The sequence below is a fragment of the Bacillus sp. FSL R9-9492 genome (assembly GCF_038007365.1).
In the GTDB taxonomy this organism is placed as follows: Bacteria; Bacillota; Bacilli; order Bacillales; family Bacillaceae_G; genus Bacillus_A; species Bacillus_A mycoides.
The window spans coordinates 4,767,657-4,788,847 of record NZ_JBBOXC010000001.1 but is presented as its reverse complement, the minus strand read 5'-3'; the positions used below and the strand labels follow the sequence as shown (position 1 = coordinate 4,788,847).

At 39.4% G+C, this 21,191-nt stretch carries 25 protein-coding genes; 18 read left to right on the top strand and 7 right to left on the bottom strand.

What is annotated here, in order from left to right; all coding sequences use genetic code 11:
* Nucleotide 1: 1 nt before the first annotated feature.
* On the bottom strand, nucleotides 2-2,362 hold the full coding sequence (locus MKY70_RS24600) for a spore germination protein (RefSeq protein WP_341074616.1): 2,361 nt from the start codon (nucleotides 2,360-2,362) through the stop codon (nucleotides 2-4).
* Between the two features lie 152 nt (nucleotides 2,363-2,514).
* On the opposite strand from MKY70_RS24600, the gene MKY70_RS24595 reads away from it, so the two are divergent.
* A complete protein-coding gene (locus tag MKY70_RS24595) occupies nucleotides 2,515-3,639 on the top strand; it encodes an alpha/beta fold hydrolase (RefSeq protein WP_341025903.1) in 1,125 nt (374 codons plus the stop codon).
* A 48-nt stretch (nucleotides 3,640-3,687) separates the two neighbouring features.
* Here the strand turns inward: MKY70_RS24595 and MKY70_RS24590 are convergent, their stop codons facing one another.
* Nucleotides 3,688-3,870, bottom strand: coding sequence for a hypothetical protein (locus MKY70_RS24590; RefSeq protein ID WP_002015640.1), 183 nt, complete (start codon nucleotides 3,868-3,870; stop codon nucleotides 3,688-3,690).
* Nucleotides 3,871-4,069: 199 nt separating this feature from the next.
* Here MKY70_RS24590 and MKY70_RS24585 point away from each other — a divergent pair, with 199 nt between their 5' ends.
* From MKY70_RS24585 to MKY70_RS24560, 6 genes are all read left to right on the top strand, one after another.
* Nucleotides 4,070-4,375 carry a rhodanese-like domain-containing protein gene (locus tag MKY70_RS24585; RefSeq protein ID WP_000141214.1) on the top strand — a complete coding sequence of 102 codons (306 nt, stop codon included), beginning with the start codon at nucleotides 4,070-4,072 and terminating at the stop codon, nucleotides 4,373-4,375.
* A 77-nt stretch (nucleotides 4,376-4,452) separates the two neighbouring features.
* Complete coding sequence (locus MKY70_RS24580; protein ID WP_000512595.1) at nucleotides 4,453-4,677, top strand: spore germination protein; 225 nt, start codon at nucleotides 4,453-4,455, stop codon at nucleotides 4,675-4,677.
* Between the two features lie 20 nt (nucleotides 4,678-4,697).
* Nucleotides 4,698-5,021, top strand: a complete 324-nt coding sequence (locus MKY70_RS24575; protein ID WP_002067673.1) for a hypothetical protein — start codon at nucleotides 4,698-4,700, stop codon at nucleotides 5,019-5,021.
* Between the two features lie 118 nt (nucleotides 5,022-5,139).
* Nucleotides 5,140-7,917 carry a BclA-related collagen-like exosporium protein gene (locus MKY70_RS24570; RefSeq protein WP_341025901.1) on the top strand — a complete coding sequence of 926 codons (2,778 nt, stop codon included), beginning with the start codon at nucleotides 5,140-5,142 and terminating at the stop codon, nucleotides 7,915-7,917.
* 175 nt (nucleotides 7,918-8,092) lie between these two features.
* Nucleotides 8,093-9,106: a GTP 3',8-cyclase MoaA gene (gene moaA, locus MKY70_RS24565; protein WP_060750864.1), complete on the top strand. Its 1,014-nt coding sequence runs from the start codon at nucleotides 8,093-8,095 to the stop codon at nucleotides 9,104-9,106.
* A 16-nt stretch (nucleotides 9,107-9,122) separates the two neighbouring features.
* Nucleotides 9,123-10,136 carry a molybdopterin-synthase adenylyltransferase MoeB gene (locus MKY70_RS24560; protein ID WP_341025899.1) on the top strand — a complete coding sequence of 338 codons (1,014 nt, stop codon included), beginning with the start codon at nucleotides 9,123-9,125 and terminating at the stop codon, nucleotides 10,134-10,136.
* Between the two features lie 42 nt (nucleotides 10,137-10,178).
* On the opposite strand, the gene moaC is transcribed toward MKY70_RS24560, so the two are convergent.
* On the bottom strand, nucleotides 10,179-10,664 hold the full coding sequence (gene moaC / locus MKY70_RS24555; protein WP_002129484.1) for a cyclic pyranopterin monophosphate synthase MoaC: 486 nt from the start codon (nucleotides 10,662-10,664) through the stop codon (nucleotides 10,179-10,181).
* A gap of 83 nt (nucleotides 10,665-10,747) precedes the next feature.
* On the opposite strand from moaC, the gene MKY70_RS24550 reads away from it, so the two are divergent.
* From MKY70_RS24550 to MKY70_RS24520, 7 genes are all read left to right on the top strand, one after another.
* Nucleotides 10,748-12,037, top strand: coding sequence for a molybdopterin molybdotransferase MoeA (locus MKY70_RS24550; protein WP_088032241.1), 1,290 nt, complete (start codon nucleotides 10,748-10,750; stop codon nucleotides 12,035-12,037).
* A complete protein-coding gene (mobB, locus tag MKY70_RS24545) occupies nucleotides 12,001-12,522 on the top strand; it encodes a molybdopterin-guanine dinucleotide biosynthesis protein B (RefSeq protein ID WP_002164943.1) in 522 nt (173 codons plus the stop codon). The genes MKY70_RS24550 and mobB overlap by 37 nt, the downstream gene beginning before the upstream one ends.
* A complete protein-coding gene (moaE, locus tag MKY70_RS24540; RefSeq protein WP_002129479.1) occupies nucleotides 12,519-12,983 on the top strand; it encodes a molybdopterin synthase catalytic subunit MoaE in 465 nt (154 codons plus the stop codon). Before mobB ends, moaE begins: the two co-directional genes overlap by 4 nt.
* 2 nt (nucleotides 12,984-12,985) lie before the next feature.
* Nucleotides 12,986-13,219, top strand: a complete 234-nt coding sequence (gene moaD / locus MKY70_RS24535) for a molybdopterin converting factor subunit 1 (RefSeq protein WP_002089064.1) — start codon at nucleotides 12,986-12,988, stop codon at nucleotides 13,217-13,219.
* Between the two features lie 99 nt (nucleotides 13,220-13,318).
* A complete protein-coding gene (locus MKY70_RS24530) occupies nucleotides 13,319-13,741 on the top strand; it encodes a DUF3888 domain-containing protein (protein ID WP_002089063.1) in 423 nt (140 codons plus the stop codon).
* Between the two features lie 33 nt (nucleotides 13,742-13,774).
* Entirely contained in the window at nucleotides 13,775-14,632 is an 858-nt protein-coding gene (gene glcU, locus MKY70_RS24525; protein WP_341025897.1) for a glucose uptake protein GlcU, read from the top strand.
* A 12-nt stretch (nucleotides 14,633-14,644) separates the two neighbouring features.
* Nucleotides 14,645-15,430 (top strand): glucose 1-dehydrogenase, encoded by a 786-nt coding sequence (locus MKY70_RS24520; protein WP_113734080.1) that lies wholly within the window; start codon nucleotides 14,645-14,647, stop codon nucleotides 15,428-15,430.
* A gap of 73 nt (nucleotides 15,431-15,503) precedes the next feature.
* Here the strand turns inward: MKY70_RS24520 and MKY70_RS24515 are convergent, their stop codons facing one another.
* A complete protein-coding gene (locus MKY70_RS24515; protein WP_088032244.1) occupies nucleotides 15,504-15,998 on the bottom strand; it encodes a CarD family transcriptional regulator in 495 nt (164 codons plus the stop codon).
* 253 nt (nucleotides 15,999-16,251) lie between these two features.
* Here MKY70_RS24515 and MKY70_RS24510 point away from each other — a divergent pair, with 253 nt between their 5' ends.
* Both MKY70_RS24510 and MKY70_RS24505 read left to right on the top strand, forming a co-directional pair.
* A complete protein-coding gene (locus MKY70_RS24510; protein ID WP_341025895.1) occupies nucleotides 16,252-16,488 on the top strand; it encodes a DUF2553 family protein in 237 nt (78 codons plus the stop codon).
* A 1-nt stretch (nucleotide 16,489) separates the two neighbouring features.
* On the top strand, nucleotides 16,490-16,672 hold the full coding sequence (locus tag MKY70_RS24505; RefSeq protein ID WP_000621751.1) for a sporulation protein Cse60: 183 nt from the start codon (nucleotides 16,490-16,492) through the stop codon (nucleotides 16,670-16,672).
* A gap of 34 nt (nucleotides 16,673-16,706) precedes the next feature.
* Here the strand turns inward: MKY70_RS24505 and MKY70_RS24500 are convergent, their stop codons facing one another.
* Nucleotides 16,707-16,934: a DUF3973 domain-containing protein gene (locus MKY70_RS24500; RefSeq protein WP_002129470.1), complete on the bottom strand. Its 228-nt coding sequence runs from the start codon at nucleotides 16,932-16,934 to the stop codon at nucleotides 16,707-16,709.
* A 423-nt stretch (nucleotides 16,935-17,357) separates the two neighbouring features.
* Here MKY70_RS24500 and MKY70_RS24495 point away from each other — a divergent pair, with 423 nt between their 5' ends.
* Together MKY70_RS24495 and MKY70_RS24490 are read left to right on the top strand one after the other, a co-directional pair.
* The gene (locus MKY70_RS24495) at nucleotides 17,358-17,789 is read left to right on the top strand and encodes an SRPBCC family protein (RefSeq protein WP_088032248.1); all 432 of its coding nucleotides are present in this window, start codon (nucleotides 17,358-17,360) and stop codon (nucleotides 17,787-17,789) included.
* Entirely contained in the window at nucleotides 17,790-18,113 is a 324-nt protein-coding gene (locus tag MKY70_RS24490) for an ArsR/SmtB family transcription factor (protein WP_002015665.1), read from the top strand.
* 40 nt (nucleotides 18,114-18,153) lie between these two features.
* On the opposite strand, the gene MKY70_RS24485 is transcribed toward MKY70_RS24490, so the two are convergent.
* Both MKY70_RS24485 and MKY70_RS24480 read right to left on the bottom strand, forming a co-directional pair.
* Nucleotides 18,154-19,596, bottom strand: a complete 1,443-nt coding sequence (locus tag MKY70_RS24485) for an MDR family MFS transporter (protein WP_088032250.1) — start codon at nucleotides 19,594-19,596, stop codon at nucleotides 18,154-18,156.
* A gap of 213 nt (nucleotides 19,597-19,809) precedes the next feature.
* On the bottom strand, nucleotides 19,810-21,081 hold the full coding sequence (locus MKY70_RS24480; RefSeq protein ID WP_002034390.1) for a BaiN/RdsA family NAD(P)/FAD-dependent oxidoreductase: 1,272 nt from the start codon (nucleotides 21,079-21,081) through the stop codon (nucleotides 19,810-19,812).
* Between the last annotated feature and the right edge of the window lie 110 nt (nucleotides 21,082-21,191).

Here is a 21,191-nt window from a genome sequence, read left to right as displayed (position 1 = left end):
CTTAATCATCAAAATCCGATCTATGTTTTGTTGAAATTCCTTTTGCTGACTTTTTCACATGCTGTGGTCTCGCTTGTACATCTCTTGTATCAATCATCGTTAATGGAAAACGAATCCATGAATCTTTCATTGATTGTTGTCTAGTTGGATAAAAAAGTGCGTACGGTTTACGTAAAGAAGTTAGCCTGAAAAGATGGGTAAATAAAAAGATAAATCCAAGAGATATACCGAAGAGCCCACCTATTTCTGCAAATGCAAGAAATGGGAAACGTAGTAATCGAACAGCGTTACCCATTTTATAAATCGGTGTAATGAAGGAAGCGAGTGCTGATAAGGCAACGATAATTAATAAAATATTACTCGTTAAACCAGCTTGTACAGATGCTTGCCCAATTACAATACCGCCTACAATACCGAGCGTTTGTCCGACCTTCATAGGTAATCGAGCGCCAGCTTCTCTTAATAAATCAATCGCAAGTTCCAAGAAAAGTGCTTCTATTAAAGGTGGAAATGGTACTTGAGCCCTTGATAAAATCAATGTTTCAAGTAAGTCACTCGGAACTAATTCATAATGATAATTCAAAACTGCAACGTATAATGGAGTTGCACAAATTGAGAATAGAACAGCGAGCAATCTTAAAATCCTTGAGAATGTAGCGTATAACCAAGAAACGTTATAGTCTTCTGGTGAAATGAAAAAATCGAAATATGATACAGGAGTTAAAAGGACACTTGGAGAACCATCAACAAAAATAGCGATTTTGCCATCAATAAGTGCCTTTGTAACTCTGTCAGTACGCTCTGTATTTATATAGAGCGGGAAAATGGATTTTTCACCCATTAACTCTTGTATATAGGCGCTGTCATTAATTTGATCGTACTCGAGAGCACGTAATGATTCTTCTAGAAACTCTACGTTATCTTTTTCTGCAAGGTTGTCTAAATACATCATCACAACCTTTGTTTTTGAAAACTCTCCAATAATCATCTCTTTTGTTTGTAACTCTAAAACAGGAAGGCGTTTACGGACTAAATTAATATTTGTATCAATAGCTTCTACAAAACCTTCTTGCGGACCGATAACTGTTGATTCATTTAATGGAGGGCTTGGTGCCCGATAAGTATCAATTGCAATATTTGCAAGCATACACTTTTGATCTTGCTGATTTAATTGAATAATTGCATGTCCTTTTAAAACCATGTCCTCAATTTTTTGTAAGTCGTTCGTAATTGTAATACCGCTCATCGGAATATGTTCTTTTAATTCTTCTAATGGAGTGCAAGGACGTTCCATTAGAGTAGGCATTAAATACTTTTGCAATTTCTCACCATCAAGTGAAGGGCGATAGTAAGAAATCCAATAAGGCATCGTTTCATCGTCAGATGTGTGGTAATTAACAAAATCACTAGACTGTTTCAGCTTCTCTATTAAATCTTGTAGAGAATGAATATGATCATTTTCTGGTTTGCTAAAGTCATAAATGCTGTTACTTCCTGAGGTTTGCTGCTTGTTTTGAGAAGAATCCTCTTGTTTAGAATTTTGTTGTTTGTTTTGAGAAGTATCATCTTGCTTAGAATTTTGCTGTTTACTTTGAGAATTATCCTCTTGCTTAGAGTTTTGCTGCTTGTTTTGAGAAGAATCCTCTTGCTTAGAATTTTGCTGCTTGCTTTGAGAATTATCCTCTTGCTTAGAGTTTTGCTGCTTGTTTTGAGAAGAATCCTCTTGCTTAGAATTTTGCTGCTTGTTTTGAGAAGAATCATCTTGTTTAGAATTTTGCTGTTTGTCTTGAGAATTATCGTCTTGTTTAGAATTTTGCTGTTTGTCTTGAGAATTATCGTCTTGTTTAGAATTTTGCTGCTTGTTTTGAGAAGAATCATCTTGTTTAGAATTTTGCTGTTTGTCTTGAGAATTATCGTCTTGTTTAGAATTTTGCTGCTTGTTTTGAGAAGAATCCTCTTGTTTAGAATTTTGCTGCTTGTTTTGAGAATTATCATCTTGCTTAGAATTTTGTTGTTTGTTTTGAGAAGAATCATCTTGTTTAGAACTTTGCTGTTTGTCTTGAGAATTATCGTCTTGTTTAGAATTTTGCTGCTTGTTTTGAGAAGAATCATCTTGTTTAGAATTTTGCTGTTTGTCTTGAGAAGAATCACCTTGTTTAGAACTTTGTTGTTTGTCTTGAGAATTATCATCTTGCTTAGAATTTTGCTGCTTGTTTTGAGAAGAATCCTCAGTTTGTTCCGTACTTTTTGGCTCGCCATTCTTATCTTTGTTATGTTCCTTTTGATCATCTGGCTGTTGTTTCGAATCATCTGTCTCTTTTGTATTTGAGTTTTTTTTCTTACGTAACCAATTCCAAATCATATGTATGCCCTCTTTGATCTTGTAATATAGTGCTATTTTGTGGCTAATTTTGTATATTATTCATTTATTTATGAAAAGAAGGAGGAGATTGGTTTGTATAGAAAAAATCCTTTAGTAAGCAGTTCATAATATGATGGGAAGAAGGTGAGTCTATGCAAATTGTAAAAAAGGAGAAATTTGTTTTAAAAGAGTTTGTGTTTGAAAATGGTAGGGAAATTCCTGTTCAAATGGGGTATGAGACGTATGGTGCTTTAAATAGAGAAAGATCAAATGCGATTTTGGTTTGTCACTATTTTAGTGCAACAAGTCATGCGGCAGGAAAATATACAGAGCATGATGAGGAAGCTGGTTGGTGGGATGGATTAATTGGACCTGGGAAAGCAATTGATACAAATAAATATTTCGTTATATGTACTGATAACCTTTGTAATGTACAGGTGAAGAACCCCTACGTAATTACAACGGGACCAAAATCGATAAATCCGGTGACTGGCTTTGAGTATGCGATGGATTTTCCAGTCTTCACATTTTTAGATGTAGCACGCATGCAATATGAGTTAATAACAGATATGGGGATTTCTAGGTTACATGCTGTAATGGGACCGTCGGCAGGTGGGATGATTGCGCAGCAATGGGCTGTTCACTATCCTCATATGGTAGAGCGAGTGATTGGAGTTATTACTAATCCACAAAATCCAATTATAACGTCGGGAAATGTAGCGCAAAATGCGATTGAAGCAATTCAGCTTGATCCAAACTGGAAAGGTGGAAAGTACGGAGAGGAACAACCAACGAAGGGTCTTCATTTAGCAAATCGAATGATGTTTATGAATGCGTTTGATGAACATTTTTATGAAATGGCATTCCCGCGGAACAGTATAGAAATGGCACCTTATCAGGAATTTTCTGCATTAACATCATTTGAGAAAGAAATTAATAAAGTGACATGCAAAAGTATAAATTTAGTAGATGCAAATTCGTGGATGTACACTGCGAAAGCAGTCTTATTACATGATATTGCGCATGGATTTTCTTCTTTAGAAGAGGCTCTTTCTAATATAGAAGCGAATGTACTCATGATTCCGTGCAAACAAGATTTACTTCAGCCACCTCGTTATAATTATAAAATGGTAGACATTTTGCAAAAACAGAGGAAATATGCAGAAGTGTATGAGATAGAAAGTATAAATGGGCATATGGCTGGGGCATTAGATGTTCATTTGTTTGAAAAGAAAGTTTACGAGTTTTTAAATCGGAAAGTATCTAGTTTTGTGTAGGAAATAATTAATGTGGAAAGGTGCATGATTTATAGTAGGCACCTTTTTTTACATGATTTGCAGACGGAAAATATATGAAGCGACTGATAAACCGAAGAAAGCTATACTAAGTAATAGAAATAAGAATGACATTTCTTGAGGGGATTTTATCTTTTTATTATTTTTCATACTAAGAGCAATAACTGCAAAAACTAAGAAAATGATGCCCATAATGAAAAGAAAAAGTGTCATTTTAACTGGCTCCTTTCATCAAACAAGTATATTGAGGATACAATGCGCCAGTTATGTTTGTAAAGAATAAGTTTTGCGGGGAAATTGAGAAATAAATGTTCCATTCTTTGCGTTCCTTCCTTCGCATGCTAAAATTGATGAGAAATGATTGTTTAAAGAAGAAACTGAAGGTTTTATTGTATATAAGGAGGAACTACATATGACAGAAGTAAAAACAATTACTACAGAAGAAGTGCAAGAGCGTTTAGAAAATGGAGAAACATTATTTTTAGTAGATGTAAGGGAAGATGAAGAAGTTGCGGCAGGGAAAATTCCGGAAGCTGTACATATTAAAATGGGCGATATTCCAAATAAAGTAGATTTCTTTGAGAAAGAGAATGAATATATCTTTATTTGCCGTTCGGGAATGCGTAGTGAAAATGTATGCCATTATTTAAATGAGCAAGGATTTAAAACAGTGAATATGGTTGGCGGTATGCTTCAATATGAAGGTGAAACGAAATAGTTAATTGTTAAAAACTTGAAACGAGTCTGTTTCAAGTTTTTTTCTTTTGCATACAGTATACAAAAGGGGGAGGCGAAATGGGAATTAACATGCGTAAAGTAAAAATTATAAATAATACAGGAGCTGTTAATGTTGGCGACTGTTATGATATCTCACCTTTAGCTGTGGCAAAAATATATGCTGGTGCTGGAGGATCGAGTGCGGCTGTTTTTTTAAATGGGAAACGACAGCCAGAAGCTGTGATTAGAACATCAGTGTTTCTTCCGCCATTAGCGACGAGTACACGTACATTAGGTGCATAAAGGAAAGGTAGAGTGTAAGTATGCCTGCACGTATTAAAGAATTTATTATCGTTAATAATACTGGGAATATATTTACAGGGGATAATTTGAGTGATACTTCATTTACTGCTTCGAAATCGTATAGTGGTTCAATGGGGTGCACTTGGATTGACGTTGTTACAGTAATAGGGACGGAGACGAAGCTTTGTTTACAACCGGGAGATTCGGTGACGACAACCTATACACGAGGTACCCCTGCTGGTACTGTAACGGGAACAAATATGGGGCAAGGTGCAAATGTGTCGAGTATATCGCAAGCTGTCCCTAATACAGATAATATGGATTCAGTTGCTGGACTCCCTTAAGGAATTAAGGGAGTTTTTATTATTTAGAATAAAAATAGTCTTTGAGATTGTTTTTGTAAATACATATTAAGAAGAGGTTTGTTTAAAGTAAAAAAGATGGTGTGTAGGTGGTGAAAGTGTGAAAGAGCGCGATAGACAAAATTCATTAAACTCTAATTTCAGAATTTCACCGAATCTTATTGGACCTACTTTTCCTCCCGTTCCAACGGGATTTACTGGCATTGGGATTACTGGTCCAACCGGTCCACAAGGCCCGACTGGCCCACAAGGACGAAGGGGATTTCAAGGTCCGATGGGGGAGATGGGCCCGACAGGACCTCAAGGAGTGCAAGGGATTCAAGGACCAGCTGGACAAATGGGTGCAACAGGACCAGAAGGACAGCAGGGACCACAAGGATTAAGGGGACCACAGGGAGAAACTGGAGCGGCAGGACCTCAAGGAGTGCAAGGGTTACAAGGTCCAATTGGTCCGACCGGAGCGACTGGGGCACAAGGTATACAGGGGATGCAGGGATTACAGGGGCCGATTGGAGCTACCGGGCCAGAGGGACCTCAAGGAATTCAAGGAGTGCAAGGGGTACCGGGTGCAACAGGTTCACAAGGAATACAAGGAGCTCAAGGGATACAAGGCCCACAAGGACCGAGTGGAAATACGGGAGCAACAGGAGCGACTGGTCAGGGGATTAGTGGTCCGACTGGAATAACAGGTCCAACAGGGATAACTGGCCCATCTGGAGGACCTCCAGGTCCGACTGGAGCAACTGGTGCGACAGGGCCAGGAGGTGGACCGAGTGGAAGTACAGGTGCGACGGGAGCGACTGGAAATACTGGAGTAACTGGAAGTGCGGGAGTGACTGGAAATACAGGTCCGACTGGAAGTACAGGAGAAACAGGAGCACAGGGCCTGCAAGGAATACAAGGGGTTCAAGGGCGAATTGGACCAACGGGTCCAGAAGGTCCGCAAGGTATTCAAGGTATTCCAGGTCCGACAGGAGTAACTGGTGAACAAGGAATCCAAGGGGTTCAGGGAATTCAAGGGATAACGGGGGCAACTGGAGATCAAGGTCCGCAAGGTATACAAGGGGCCGTAGGACCTCAAGGTATAACAGGAGCAACAGGAGATCAAGGCCCACAAGGAATACAAGGGGTACCTGGTCCAACCGGGGACACAGGCTCACAAGGAGTCCAAGGAATTCAAGGGCCAATGGGTGATATAGGACCAACAGGCCCAGAAGGCCCAGAAGGACTTCAGGGTCCGCAAGGAATACAAGGAGTGCCAGGACCAGCTGGAGCAACAGGTCCAGAGGGCCCACAAGGAATCCAAGGAATTCAAGGACCAATAGGAGTAACAGGTCCAGAAGGTCCACAAGGCATTCAGGGAATACAAGGGGTTCAAGGTATAACAGGAGCAACCGGAGCACAAGGAGCAACTGGAGTTCAAGGTGTTCAAGGGAATATAGGAGCAACAGGTCCAGAGGGCCCGCAAGGAGTGCAAGGTACTCAAGGGGATATAGGTCCAACAGGTCCAATGGGTCCACAGGGAATTCAAGGAATCCAAGGAATTCAAGGACCGACGGGTACGCAAGGGGTGCAAGGCCCACAAGGAATTCAAGGAATCCAAGGGCCGACAGGAGTAACTGGAGATACGGGTACAACAGGGGCGACAGGGGAAGGGACTACAGGAGCAACTGGAGTAACTGGTCCAACAGGTGTAACTGGTCCATCAGGAGGACCAGCCGGACCGACTGGCCCAACAGGTCCATCAGGTCCGACGGGAGTGACAGGTCCATCCGGTGGACCACCTGGCCCGACTGGAGCAACCGGTTCGACAGGAATAACAGGAGATACTGGGGCGACGGGCTCAACTGGAGTGACAGGAGCAACAGGAGAAACGGGAGCAACCGGAGTTACGGGTTTACAAGGACCACAAGGAATTCAAGGAGTGCAAGGAGACATAGGCCCAACCGGTCCGCAAGGTGTTCAAGGTCCACAAGGGATCCAAGGTATAACTGGAGCAACGGGAGATCAAGGGCCGCAAGGAATTCAAGGCCCGCAAGGAATCCAAGGTCCAACCGGTCCTCAAGGAATCCAAGGAGGTCAAGGCCCACAAGGGATACAAGGGGCAACAGGTGCAACCGGAGCACAAGGCCCACAGGGAATTCAAGGGATACAAGGAGTGCAAGGTCCGACTGGTCCACAAGGCCCAACCGGAATACAAGGTGTGCAAGGAGAAATAGGTCCAACAGGTCCGCAAGGTGTGCAAGGTTTACAAGGTCCACAAGGTCCACAAGGCCCAACCGGGGACACGGGTCCAACAGGAGCGCAAGGCCCACAAGGAATTCAAGGTCCAACGGGAGCAACAGGAGCGACAGGTTCACAAGGAATTCAAGGTCCAACGGGGGCAACAGGAGCGACAGGTTCACAAGGAATCCAAGGTCCAACGGGAGCAACAGGAGCCACTGGAGCGACCGGGGTGACTGGAGTTAGTACAACTGCAACGTATGCATTTGCGAATAATACATCAGGAACCGCTATTTCCGTTTTATTAGGCGGTACGAATATCCCATTACCGAACAATCAAAATATTGGACCAGGAATAACTGTTAGTGGTGGAAATACTGTATTTACAGTTGCGAATGCAGGGAATTATTATATAGCCTATACAATTAATTTAACGGCAGGATTACTTGTAAGTTCTCGTATAACTGTAAATGGCAGTCCGCTTGCGGGAACGATAAACTCCCCGGCAGTGGCTACTGGTTCATTTAGTGCACCAATAATTGCTAACTTGCCTGCTGGAGCTGCTATTAGTCTGCAGTTATTTGGATTAGTTGCAATAGCTACATTATCTACAACAACGCCAGGAGCTACTCTAACTATTATTAGATTAAGTTAATAAGCAAAAAAACCTTGGAACTTTTATGTTTCAAGGTTTTTTTATCTCGTTACTTGTAGATAGTCTAATTGGTTAGTAAAGTTTCACTTTATTCACCTTAGCAAAAACATCGCAGTTCGAAAATATATTATAATAGAATGAAAAGAGAGAAATTTGGCAGAAAGGGAGAGTGGCGATGCAGGAGAAGGTTAAAGATTTTTTCGGACGCCCACTTCAAGATTTACGCATCTCTGTCATTGATCGTTGTAATTTACGGTGTACGTATTGTATGCCAGCGGAAGTGTTTGGTCCTGATTATGCTTTTTTGAAAGATGAGTTTTTACTGACATTTGATGAAATAGAGCGATTAGCAAAAGTATTTGTTAGCATCGGTGTACGGAAAATTAGACTTACTGGTGGCGAACCCTTGCTCCGTAAGGACTTAACAAAACTTATCGAACGTCTCGTGAAAATTGACGGTTTAGTAGATATAGGATTAACGACAAATGCGATTCATTTAACGAAGCAAGCGAAGGCGTTAAAAGAAGCTGGGTTACACCGAGTAAATGTTAGTTTGGATGCGATAGATGATAATGTGTTCCGCGCAATTAATGGCCGGAATATGAATACGAAGCCAGTGTTAAAAGGAATTATGGCAGCGAAAGAAGCAGGCCTTGAAGTGAAAGTAAATATGGTTGTGAAAAAAGGAATGAATGATCATCAAGTACTTCCGGTTGCTACGTATTTTAAAGAACAAGGAATCACGCTTAGATTTATTGAGTTTATGGATGTTGGCAGTACGAATGGATGGAATTTTGATCAAGTTATTACGAAACGAGAATTAATTGATATGATTCATGGGGTGCATCCAATTGAGCCAGCTGAAGCTCATTATTTTGGTGAGGTTGCGAAGCGGTATCGATACGTTGGAACGAATGTAGAGGTTGGTTTTATTACCTCCGTTTCTGAGTCATTTTGTTCTTCTTGTACGAGAGCAAGAATTTCAGCAGATGGAAAGTTTTATACTTGCTTGTTTGCGACAGAAGGAATGGATTTAAGGAAACTTCTCAGGGAAAACCTTTCGGATAATGAGTTATTAAAAGCTATACAATATGTATGGGAGAATAGAAAAGATCGATATTCAGATGAACGGACAGAAGAAAGTGCGAAGAATCGTCCGAAAATTGAAATGTCTTATATAGGAGGATAAGAAAGGGGGATGTCGTATGCAAGAGCGATATTCAAGACAAATATTATTTTCTGGTGTTGGGGAAGAAGGGCAACGGAAAATAAGAGGGAAGCACGTGCTCGTCATCGGTGCTGGTGCGCTCGGAGCAGCGAATGCAGAAGCAATTGTTAGAGCAGGTGTTGGAAAAATAACAATTGCGGATCGTGATTATGTAGAATGGAGTAATTTACAAAGGCAACAATTATATACAGAAGAAGATGCAAAGCATTATAAGCCGAAAGCGATAGCGGCAGCAGAACATTTAAAGGCAATTAATTCCGAAGTAGAAATTGTACCGGTTGTGACTGATGTAACGGTGCAAGAAATGGAAGAGTTAATTAAAGGTGTAGATTTAATATTAGATGCGACAGATAATTTTGAAACGCGCCTTCTTATTAATGATATATCGCAGATGTATAACGTTCCGTGGATATACGGAGGATGCGTTGGAAGCTACGGAGTAACTTATACAATCTTGCCAGGAAAAACGCCGTGTTTTCGATGTTTAATGGAGCATCCAGCGAGCGGAGCGACATGTGATACGGCCGGTATTATACAGCCAGCAGTGCAATTAGTAGTTGCACATCAAATAACGGAAGCCTTGAAAATATTAGTAGAAGATTTTGAGGCACTTCGTGAAACGATGCTATCATTTGATCTTTGGAATAATCAACAGATGGCATTTAAAGTGAATAGGCAGAAAAAGGATACATGTTTATCCTGTGGAAAGTTACGTACATATCCGAGTTTAACATTTGAAGCACAAACGAAAACAGAAGTATTATGTGGGCGAAATACAGTTCAAATCCGTCCAGGTGTGCGTCAAGGTTTTAATTTAGAAGAAATTAAAAAGCGCTTACAAAAAAGTGTGGATGTAAAAGCAACGCCGTATTTATTATCATTTCCAGTGGAAGAATATCGTTTTGTTTTATTTACAGATGGCAGGGCGTTTATTCATGGTACGAATGATATAAATGTTGCGAAACGACTATATGCAAGATATATAGGTTGAACCTAAAGGGGAATCCTTTAGGTTCAAATGGAAAAGGTAGGATTAAGAATTTCTAATATAATCTCCATTTTTTCCGCCCGTTTTTTCAAGTAAGTACGTTTCGCCAATAATCATACCCTTATCAACGGCTTTACACATGTCATATACAGTAAGAGCGGTAGCGGAAGCAGCTGTTAAAGCTTCCATCTCAACGCCGGTACTACCTTCTGTTTTAACTTTTACTTCAATAAGTAGCCGATATTGTTCTTCTGACTGTTTCCAATCGAAAGAGACATCAACACCTTTTAATAATAAAGGATGGCACATTGGGATAATATCAGAAGTACGTTTTGCAGCCATAATACCTGCGATTTGTGCGACGGCTAATACGTCACCTTTACCAATTTCGTTGCGTGAGATTTTATCAAAAATTTCTTTTGTAACGAGAATGCTAGAGCATGCTATTGCTGTTCGAACGGTTATTTTTTTGTCACTTATATCAACCATTTTAGCGCGTCCTTGGTCGTTGAAATGTGTGAATGAAGACATGGAATTCCTCCTTGAAGTAATTGCGATTTAATATATAAAGTGTAATCGAGATTAGATATTTTGCAAATATGAGGTGAGAAACAATGGTAGAAAAACGAATCCCGATTCAAGTTGCTGAGGCAGTGGCGCGGGTTATGAAATATGCTAAGCATGGTGAAGTAGAAGAAGTTTCTATTACAGAAAGTTATGGGAGGATTCTTGGGGAGGATGTTGTCTCAGATCACGATGTTCCTCACTTTGATCGTTCTCCTTACGATGGTTTCGCAATTCGAGCAGAAGATACGAAGGAAGCGGGTCAAGAGCATCCGATTGAATTTGAAGTAATAGGAGAGATCGGAGCAGGATCTGTTTTTACAGAAGAAGTAGGGGCTTTTCAGGCGGTTCGTATTATGACAGGAGCAGCTATTCCAGAAGATTGCAATGCAGTCGTAATGCTAGAACTGACGGAAGGATTCGAGAGGAACGAAAGTACATATATGAAGTTAAAACGTCCTTTCCAAAACGGTGACAATGTGTCATTTAAAGGAGAAGATATAAAACAAAATCAAGTCCTCGTTAAGAAAGGTGTTGTAATCAATCCAGGTGTTGCCGCATTATTAGCGACGTTTGGATATAGCACTGTGAAAGTTGTAAAACAGCCTGTTGTCGGTATTGTAACGACAGGAAGTGAATTACTAGAAGTGCATGAGGCGTTAGAGCCAGGGAAAATTAGAAATAGTAACTCTTACATGATTGCCGCTCAAATTATGAAAGCTGGCGGGAAAGTGCGTTACTATGGACAACTTGCCGATGAGTTAGATGCATGTTTTACAGCTGTTAAATCAGCGATGGATGAGGTTGATATTTTAATTACAACGGGCGGTGTTTCAGTAGGGGATTACGACTATTTGCCAGCTATTTATGAAAGGTTACAGGCGAATGTACTCTTTAATAAAATAGCGATGAGACCGGGGAGTGTAACGACAGTAGCTGAAGTTGATGGAAAGCTACTCTTTGGTTTATCAGGTAATCCGTCAGCTTGTTATGTAGGTTTCGAATTATTTGTGCATCCAATTATGAAAACGTATTTGCATGTGAAGGAGCCTCACGTATATAGAACTGATGCTATTTTACAAAAAGATTTCCCGAAACCAAATCCGTTTACTCGTTTTGTAAGAGCAAAAGCGAGTATTGTTAATGGGGCACTACAAGCGATGCCAGTCGGTTTAGATAAATCGAGTGCGGTCTCTTCACTTGCGGATGCAAATGCTTTTATCGTGCTGCCTGGAGGAACGAGAGGATTTGAAGCAGGAATGAAAGTGTCTGTATTATTGTTAGAATGCTCTGAGGGAAGTGATTGGCCGTGGACAAAGCCTCTTCAATCTTACAAATAGTAGGGTATCAAAATAGCGGGAAAACAACACTTGTAGAGAAGATGGTGCATGCATTAACTGAAAGAGAAATGAAGGTTGCTACAATTAAACATCATGGTCACGGGGGCTTTCCTGAAGTAGCGCAAAAAGATAGTGAAAGACACAGAAAAGCTGGTGCTGTAGTAAGTAGTGTAGAAGGTGCTGGATTACTATCTTTGTCCTCTTTGCGAGATGAATGGTCCTTGCAAGAAATTATCCGCTTGTACGAATTTTTTGAAGTAGATACGATTTTAATAGAGGGCTATAAAGCTGAGAACTATCCGAAAGTAGTGTTACTTCGTTCTGCGGAAGACGCTGAACTTTTACATAAAGTAGAAAATATAGCGGCAGTTATTACGTGGTATGATGCTTCGTCAAATGTACGAGAAGAATATAAAGTATTTCATATAACAGAAGAAAAATTGTATATAGACTGGTTTTTACAAACGGCTAGGGGTGCAAAATGATAAATACGTATTATGAAGTAATTGATACAGAAATCTCGATTGAAGAGGTGACAAAGAAAGTAGTTCGCCGTGAATGTGGTGCTGTTACAACATTTATCGGGACAGTTAGGGAGTTTACGAAAGGGCGTCGTACACTATACTTAGAGTATGTAGCTTATAAGACGATGGCAGAAAAGATGCTACAGAAAATTGGGTCAGAAGTGAAGGAGAAGTGGCCCGGTACACATGTTGCGATTACGCATCGCATCGGCACGCTGCAAATTTCTGATATAGCGGTTGTTGTTGCTGTATCAACGCCTCATCGCAAAGAGGCTTATGAAGCGAATGAATATATTATGGAGCGTATTAAGCAAATTGTTCCAATTTGGAAAAAGGAGTTTTGGGAAGATGGTGACTCATGGATTGGTGACCAATTAGAAAAAACACCATATCCAGCAGGAGAGCCTGGGAAGGAGTTATAAATATGATTCGAGTATTGTTATTTGCGAACTTGCAAGAAGAAGCAGGAACGAGTGAATTACAAATAGAGAAAGAAAATATTACGGTTGCAGAGTTAAAAGATATTGTTGCGAAAGAATATAATGTACCAGTGTCAGCGCCAATTATGGTTGCGATTAATGAAGAGTACGCAAATGAAGATGACACGATACACACTGGTGATGTAGTTGCACTAATACCACCAGTGAGTGGTGGTTAATATTGGATTTATGCTATAAAAAACGACTTTCCTAAATAGGGAAAGTCGTTTTTTTACGGCATTTTGGAGAACACTATCTCATAGGAAAAGGAGGAAGTTATGAAAAAGATATGTGTAATGATTGCAATGATATGTTCTGTTTTTTTCTTTTCTCCAAGCAATTCTTTGGCAAAAGAATCGACGGAACAGCTTTTAGAAAGTGCGTTACTGAATCGATATTACTCGGTTATAAGGCAAGTGACAGAAGATCAATATGAATGTGACTCAGTTACAAATATAAAGCGTCTAGGCAAGAAAGATGAGTTTGTTCCTAGGTTTGAAGTTACGATACAATTTCTTACATTTCAAGGGGCACATAATCCGCCGAATGATAAAGTTACACTTACTTTGGAAGACAATTTAGATCACATAAAGATAAAGAAAGTGGAGCGAGAAAAGAATGTTTCTGGTGCTATTGTAGAAAAGATTTGTGCACGAAAAAACGAAAAAATAAAAGCTCACTCTAATGATTTAGAGCGATAACCTATGACATTTTGTAGAGAAAGGTAATGAGCGATGGATATACTTTTAGCGATTTTACCAGCTATATTTTGGGGGAGTATTGTGCTATTTAACGTGAAACTGGGCGGGGGACCGTATAGTCAAACGCTCGGTACAACGTTCGGTGCACTTATCTTCTCAATTGTCGTTTATATTTTTATGAAGCCGGTATTAACTCCGACCGTTATTGGAGTTGGAATTGTATCTGGCTTATTTTGGGCACTTGGTCAAGCGAATCAATTAAAAAGTATTGATTTAATGGGTGTTTCTAGAACGATGCCGATTTCAACAGGGCTTCAATTAGTCGCGACAACATTATTTGGGGTTATCGTGTTTCATGAATGGTCAACGACGATATCGGTCGTTCTTGGAGTTTTGGCGCTCGTTTGTATTATTATCGGGGTTATTTTAACATCGCTTCAAAGTAAAGAAGAGAAGAATGCAGAGCAAGCAGGAAATTTTAAAAAAGGAATTGTTATTTTATTAATTTCAACAGTCGGTTATTTAGTTTACGTAGTAGTTATCCGGTTATTTAACGTGAACGGTTGGTCGGCTTTATTACCACAAGCGGTCGGTATGGTATTAGGCGGGATTTTACTCACATTTAAACATCATCCATTCAATAAATATGCGATTCGAAATATTCTTCCAGGATTGATTTGGGCAGCTGGAAATATGTTTTTATTCATTTCGCAGCCAAGAGTTGGGGTCGCAACAAGTTTTTCCCTTTCACAAATGGGAATTATTATTTCGACGCTTGGCGGGATTTTTATATTAGGTGAAAGGAAAACGAAGCGTCAATTAATTGGGATTGTTATTGGTATCGTTTTTATCATTGCAGCTGGAATTATGCTGGGGATTGCGAAAAGTTAAGGAGGTATTAAAATGTATAGTGATTTAGAAGGGAAAGTCGTCGTTATTACAGGATCAGCAACTGGTCTTGGAAGAGCCATGGGAGTAAGATTTGCTAAAGAGAAGGCGAAAGTTGTTATTAACTATCGCTCCAGAGAGTCAGAAGCGAACGATGTATTAGAAGAAATAAAAAAGGTAGGCGGGGAAGCGGTTGCTGTAAAAGGTGATGTGACGGTCGAGGCAGATGTTGTGAATCTCATTCAATCTGCTGTGAAAGAGTTTGGTACGCTCGACGTTATGATTAATAATGCAGGGATAGAAAACGCGGTACCGTCGCATGAAATGCCGTTAGAGGATTGGAATAAAGTAATTCATACAAATTTAACAGGTGCTTTTTTAGGAAGTCGTGAAGCGATTAAATATTTTGTGGAACACGATATTAAAGGTTCGGTTATTAATATGTCTAGTGTTCATGAGAAAATCCCATGGCCATTATTTGTGCATTATGCGGCTAGTAAGGGGGGGATTAAGCTTATGACAGAAACGTTAGCGTTAGAATATGCACCAAAAGGTATTCGGGTAAATAATATTGGGCCTGGTGCAATTAATACGCCAATTAATGCTGAAAAATTTGCTGACCCGAAAAAACGTGACGACGTAGAAAGTATGATTCCGATGGGTTACATTGGAAAACCTGAAGAAATCGCAGCAGTAGCAACGTGGCTCGCTTCAGCAGAAGCAAGTTACGTAACCGGAATTACGTTATTTGCAGATGGTGGAATGACTTTATACCCATCGTTTCAAGCGGGGCGTGGGTAATATGAAAGGCCAAAGAGATTTAACTCTTTGGCCTTTTTTAAGCAAAAAAAATAGCGGTCGGCTATTTTTAAAATTAATGATTGATTGTATCTTGAAGAAATTCTGTTGCTTGATGTTCTGAAACATTCTGTACAAGTGCAACTTCACTAATAACCATTTTACGCGCATTATCTAGCATTTGTTTTTCGCTCGCATTTAATGCTCTTTCTTTATTGCGACGAAGTAAATCACGAACAACTTCTGCACTAGCTTGAAGTTTGCCGTTTTTCATTTTTTCCATATTCATTGTATATCTTTGTTTCCAAGAGAGTGAGGGGTCTGATTCCCCATGATGAAATTCAAGAAGTATACCATCTAACGTACCTTTATCGACGATGTAACGTATACCGGATTTTTGTAATTGATTCATTGGAAGCATTACTTGCATATCTTTACTAATGATACGTATAACACAATATTGACGCGTAGTGCCTAATATTTCTTTCTCTTCAATTGCTTCGATGATACCTGCACCGTGCATTGGATAAACGATTTTATCACCAATTTGAAACAAATCATCCACCTCCATATGTGGTAACCACTTTTAATGATAACATACGAGGGTAAAAATGTCAAATTTTATATATTATCACATCTGATATGATGTAGTCAATATATAAAAGTCGTTTTTTTGCTCTTATAAGTTGAATAAATAGGGGGAATTTTTTTAGAAAAATAGTACAGGCGCAGAAAGAGGGCATATCCACTTATTTTTAAGCATAAAATATAAAATCGCTAATACAATATACCTAAATCCGTTCTTTGCAAGGGAGGGAGAGAAGGTGGGGCGCACAATTAGAATTGATATTACAAATAAAGTTGTAGCTAAATTTAGGCAAGATTATTTGGAATTATATACGAGTAAGTTTATGATAGGTAAGTTTTATGTCTATACTGAAGATAAACAATATGTGTTAGAAGACGGATATATATATGAAGATGGAAAGTTTTATCGCATCATAGATACGCACCGTGGCACTAAACAAGCGGCGGAGGGCTGCGATCTAGGATGGTGTTAACATGATTCGTGTGAAAGTGTTTGATGAAAGTCATGAAAAAGACTTAGAAGACGCTGTAAATGTATTTTTGAAAAAAATTGATGATAGTAACTTTGTAGATATTAAGTACCAAGTCGGTGTTTCTATTAACGATGACGAAAACCAAATTTATTGTTTTTCAGCAATGATCGTTTATAAAGCATAAAAAAGAGCTGGGTGAGCCAGCTCTTTTTTATGTTTTATGTTGGGACAACATGTGTCGGTAATACGTTCATAATAGATTGAGTTGTGCCTAATTTCTTTGTCGCTAAAAGAGGCGCCCCTGTTTCATGGTTTTGGGCATCTGTACACATACCAAGGTGATAACGATCACCTAAAAATGGATCAATATAAAAACCGTTTTTAAAAACTTTATCATTCGGGTGTTTTTCATGGTGAATTTCAGAACAGTTAATGCAATAGAACATAGCTTTCATCTCCTTTTTATTTTGTTTAAAAAAGTGGGGAGGTAGTCATTTCGCTCCTAAGGAAATGTTGAGGAGAAGAGAAATAACTACCTACCCAAATGGCGGGCATACTCCTTCTGATTTTTACATATCTCGTGTATTGTCCCCGAGGGAAGGAGGAGAGACGAAGTACAGATGAGATAAGTTAGGCGCTTCTCTCAATAGGAGTGATAGAGTTTCGTATTGAGGGAATTTTCTATTTTTCATTGCCTTTGTGAGTATATTATGAAGGAATGGTGAGAGGGTGTTTGTCCTGTTGAAAAAATGTTGAGAATTTCTCAACAGTGAAAAAGAGTCTTTCTTGACATAAAACCAAAAGGTGTTATATTGTTAATGTGAAACTAAAAGGTGTTATATTTTAATGCCGAATAAAGGAGATATAAAATGGAACAACAAAATACATTAAATGATATTAAACAAACAATCGTTTTTAACGCGCCTATTAAAAAAGTATGGAATGTAGTATCGACTGCAGAAGGAATTGCGTCATGGTTTATGCCAAATGATTTCGAATTGGCGGTAGGACATGAGTTTCATGTGCAATCACCTTTCGGACCATCACCATGTAAAGTGTTAGAGATTGATGAGCCGAATTATTTATCTTTCTCATGGGACACAGATGGCTGGGTTGTTTCATTTAATTTGAAAGACCTAGGAGATAATAAAACAGAATTTACGTTAATTCACGGCGGCTGGAAACATCCTGATGAAATCCTTCCGAAAGCGAATGCGAAGAGCTCTATTATTCGCGATAGAATGAATGGTGGCTGGGTAGCGATTGTAAATGAAAAACTGAAAAAGGTTGTCGAAGGTTAAGTGTCCTCGTCAGCAGCGAAATATGATGTATTTCAAGCAATTGCTGATCCAACCCGCCGAGAAGTGTTACGGTTATTAAGTGATAAAGAGTTACCAATTTCAAAAATAACGGATCATTTTCCGATGAGCCGTACTGCAGTTGTAAAGCACCTTCATATTCTTTCAGAAGCGAATTTAGTGAGTGGAAGAAAGAGTGGAAGAGAGAAGATATATCGTTTGCACCCAGAACCATTAGAGGAATTACAGCAGTGGCTCTCGTACTATGAACGATTTTGGGATAATAAATTGTCCGTGCTTAAACATATTGTGGAGAATGAAGAGTAGATTTTATGCAAAAAGGATGACCAAAATGGTCATCCTTTTTTTATTGTTCACTTGTTTGTTTAGCTGGCTTTAATAGGATCCAAGCGATAATTAATGTGAATACCGCTAATACGAAAGTGCTCATATAAATGACGTGTACACTTGATGCTAATGCGGATTGTGACTCAGTTGCTACGTTTGCTGTAGCCCCTCCATGTCCGCCAGAAGAAACAAGATCAAGGTTTTTAATGCCACGTGCATGAATCATCGTATTAAAGATCGTTCCGAAGATTGCAGCACCTAGTGTTTGACTAAATGTATTAATAAATGTATTTAAACCAACTGCCGTTCCGCGCGTATGGGCCGGTACAGCTGCTTGAATTGTTACCATGTAAATTGGTGTAACAAGACCCATTCCTAAGCCGAATAATCCGACTGCAACATAAATAAGGAATGATGGTGAATCTGTTGATAATGTAAATAATAAGAAAGTAGCAACTGATAAAATGCTAGCTCCAAGTAAAATAATTTGTTTCGTTTGTAACTTGCCAACTAAGTTACCGGAGAACATAGCACCGAATGTCCACATAACAGGAATCGGCATTAAAATGAGTCCAGCCTCTGTCGCATTTTTTCCTAAAACACCTTGGCTCCAAATTGGAAGATACACTGTAATACTAATAATCATTGCGCCAGCAATAAGTGTTAGTATGTTTATTGTAGATAATGTACGGTTAGAGAAAAGTGCTAGCGGAATTAATGGCTCCGGAGACTTTTTCTCGATGTATAAGAAAATAATGAATGAAACAGCGGCAAAGATTAATAGGCCGATAATTGAAATGTCTCCCCAGTTTTGCTTACTGCTACCTGTTAATAATGCGTATAGTAAAGCAATTGTACTTAATGAGAAAACTGTCGCACCAAGATAGTCGATATGTTGCTTAGCGGTGGACTTAACAGATTCCTTATAAGAAGTGGCAAACATTAAGCAAGCGATAATTCCAAAAGGAACGTTTAAGAAGAAAATATAGCGCCAAGAAAGAGAATCAACTAAAAATCCACCTACTAACGGCCCAATAACACCAGATACACCCCAAACGGCACTCATCCAGCCTTGTGCTTTCGCGCGGTCTTTCGCTTCGCTATATAGATCTCCAATAATCGTCATTGTGATCGGCATAACAGCACCAGCCCCTATACCTTGAAGAGCACGGAAGAAGATTAATTGTTCCATTGATGTAACGACTCCGCAAAGTGCAGAACCGATTAAGAAGATTGTTGCTCCGATGAGCAGAACTTTTTTACGGCCGAATAAATCAGCTAGCTTTCCGTATATTGGAGTCGAAACAGCTGTTGCAAGCATATAGATTGCATATACCCAACTAACAAGTTCGACACCTGACAAATCACTCGTTATACGAGGGATCGCTGTACTAACAATCGTTCCTTCTACCGCAGAAAGAAACGTCATTAGCATTAAAGACATCATGACTTTTTTTCTCATTTGTTTTCCCCTTACCCTTTTTCGAATATTCAACAATATAAAATATAAAGGTACTAAGGTATATAAAGCAACAAAAAAGCAATGGGAAGTTAGGAGGAAGGGATATTTTTGAAGAAACGGTCGATATATTTAAAGTATCGCCAATATAATTTCGTGTACTGCTTTGCTATTTCAACATACTAAAAAAAGAAACAGGAGTCCCTGTTTCTTTTTTTAGTATTGCATTTTCGCATTTTGTCCTGCTGTTGTTCCGGCAATTCGGCCAGTAACAAGGGCAGATGTAATGTTATAGCCGCCAGTATAACCGTGAATATCAAGAACTTCTCCGCAGAAGTATAAACCATTCGTGAATTTCGAAGCCATTTCTTTCGGGTTAATTTCTTTAACGGATACCCCTCCGCCAGTAACGAATGCTTTTTCAATTGACTGCGTACCATTTACATGGACGGTAAATTCTTTAAAGTCTTTCACAAGTGCGCGAATCTTCTCATGAGAAACTTGTCCAGCTTGTTCGCTACCGTCAATTTCATTTTTTTCTAATAAGAATAGGAAGTAACGTTCAGGAACATAGCCTTTTAAAACGTTTTTAATTCCTTTTTTCGGATCTTCTTTCATTTGTTTCAGCATGCGCTGGAACAGTTGCTCACTATTTTCTTCTGGCAATGCATCGATACTCATGTGCACTGTGTTCGTTTTAAACTTTTTCATCGCTTTCACAACGAATTGGCTACAGCGAAGAGCAGCAGGACCAGATAGGCCGAAGTGAGTGAAAAGCATGTCCATTTTATGAGAAATGATAACTTTTCCTTTCGGGTTTAATACACTTAAGTTTACATCTCGTAAAGCAAGACCTTGTAATGTGCGGTCACGAATAAACGGTTCGTTTGAAAGAATTGGTACTTCTGTTGGGAAAAGTTCTGTAATTGTATGCCCAGCTTTTTCAGCCCAAGCGTATCCGTCTCCAGTAGAACCAGTTTGAGGAACAGATTTTCCGCCAACAGCGATAACGACGTGATTCGTTTCTAACACTTCACCTGTTTGCAGAATAACAGCCTTCGTTTGACCGTTTTCATACTCAATCGTTTCGACAGGCGTATTCGTACGTATTTTCACACCTAAGTCTTTTAAGCGTGTTAACAGTGCATCTACAACAGATTGCGCTTTATTTGATACTGGGAACATGCGGCCATGATCCTCTTCTTTCAGTTGTACACCGAGATTTTCGAAGAATGTAATAATATCTTCATTACTGAAAATAGAAAAAGCACTGTATAAGAAGCGACCATTTCCAGGTATATGTTTAACGATTTCATCAAGTGGTAGACGGTTCGTTACGTTACAACGACCACCACCAGAAATCGCAAGTTTACGTCCTAGTTTATTTCCCTTATCAAGAAGTAAGACGCTTGCGCCTTCTTCAGCAGCACCGATTGCAGCCATTAGCCCTGAAGGACCGCCGCCGATGACAATAACATCATAATGCATAATATATCGACCTCATTTTCTACATTTCCTGCCTAAAAGAATAGCATGTTTTCCCTTAAAAGAAAAATAGAGTGAAGTACTGCTTAAGAGGAGAATTGTGGTACAATACA

Bases quoted from the DNA above. Each gene is read 5' to 3' on its own strand.
- MKY70_RS24600 (WP_341074616.1), bottom strand. From the start codon at position 2,362: ATGATTTGGAATTGGTTACGTAAGAAAAAAAACTCAAATACAAAAGAG.
- MKY70_RS24595 (WP_341025903.1), top strand. From the start codon at position 2,515: ATGCAAATTGTAAAAAAGGAGAAATTTGTTTTAAAAGAGTTTGTGTTT.
- MKY70_RS24590 (WP_002015640.1), bottom strand. From the start codon at position 3,870: ATGACACTTTTTCTTTTCATTATGGGCATCATTTTCTTAGTTTTTGCA.
- MKY70_RS24585 (WP_000141214.1), top strand. From the start codon at position 4,070: ATGACAGAAGTAAAAACAATTACTACAGAAGAAGTGCAAGAGCGTTTA.
- MKY70_RS24580 (WP_000512595.1), top strand. From the start codon at position 4,453: ATGGGAATTAACATGCGTAAAGTAAAAATTATAAATAATACAGGAGCT.
- MKY70_RS24575 (WP_002067673.1), top strand. From the start codon at position 4,698: ATGCCTGCACGTATTAAAGAATTTATTATCGTTAATAATACTGGGAAT.
- moaA (WP_060750864.1), top strand. From the start codon at position 8,093: ATGCAGGAGAAGGTTAAAGATTTTTTCGGACGCCCACTTCAAGATTTA.
- MKY70_RS24560 (WP_341025899.1), top strand. From the start codon at position 9,123: ATGCAAGAGCGATATTCAAGACAAATATTATTTTCTGGTGTTGGGGAA.
- moaC (WP_002129484.1), bottom strand. From the start codon at position 10,664: ATGTCTTCATTCACACATTTCAACGACCAAGGACGCGCTAAAATGGTT.
- MKY70_RS24550 (WP_088032241.1), top strand. From the start codon at position 10,748: ATGGTAGAAAAACGAATCCCGATTCAAGTTGCTGAGGCAGTGGCGCGG.
- moaE (WP_002129479.1), top strand. From the start codon at position 12,519: ATGATAAATACGTATTATGAAGTAATTGATACAGAAATCTCGATTGAA.
- moaD (WP_002089064.1), top strand. From the start codon at position 12,986: ATGATTCGAGTATTGTTATTTGCGAACTTGCAAGAAGAAGCAGGAACG.
- MKY70_RS24530 (WP_002089063.1), top strand. From the start codon at position 13,319: ATGAAAAAGATATGTGTAATGATTGCAATGATATGTTCTGTTTTTTTC.
- glcU (WP_341025897.1), top strand. From the start codon at position 13,775: ATGGATATACTTTTAGCGATTTTACCAGCTATATTTTGGGGGAGTATT.
- MKY70_RS24520 (WP_113734080.1), top strand. From the start codon at position 14,645: ATGTATAGTGATTTAGAAGGGAAAGTCGTCGTTATTACAGGATCAGCA.
- MKY70_RS24515 (WP_088032244.1), bottom strand. From the start codon at position 15,998: ATGGAGGTGGATGATTTGTTTCAAATTGGTGATAAAATCGTTTATCCA.
- MKY70_RS24505 (WP_000621751.1), top strand. From the start codon at position 16,490: ATGATTCGTGTGAAAGTGTTTGATGAAAGTCATGAAAAAGACTTAGAA.
- MKY70_RS24500 (WP_002129470.1), bottom strand. From the start codon at position 16,934: ATGTTCTATTGCATTAACTGTTCTGAAATTCACCATGAAAAACACCCG.
- MKY70_RS24495 (WP_088032248.1), top strand. From the start codon at position 17,358: ATGGAACAACAAAATACATTAAATGATATTAAACAAACAATCGTTTTT.
- MKY70_RS24485 (WP_088032250.1), bottom strand. From the start codon at position 19,596: ATGAGAAAAAAAGTCATGATGTCTTTAATGCTAATGACGTTTCTTTCT.
- MKY70_RS24480 (WP_002034390.1), bottom strand. From the start codon at position 21,081: ATGCATTATGATGTTATTGTCATCGGCGGCGGTCCTTCAGGGCTAATG.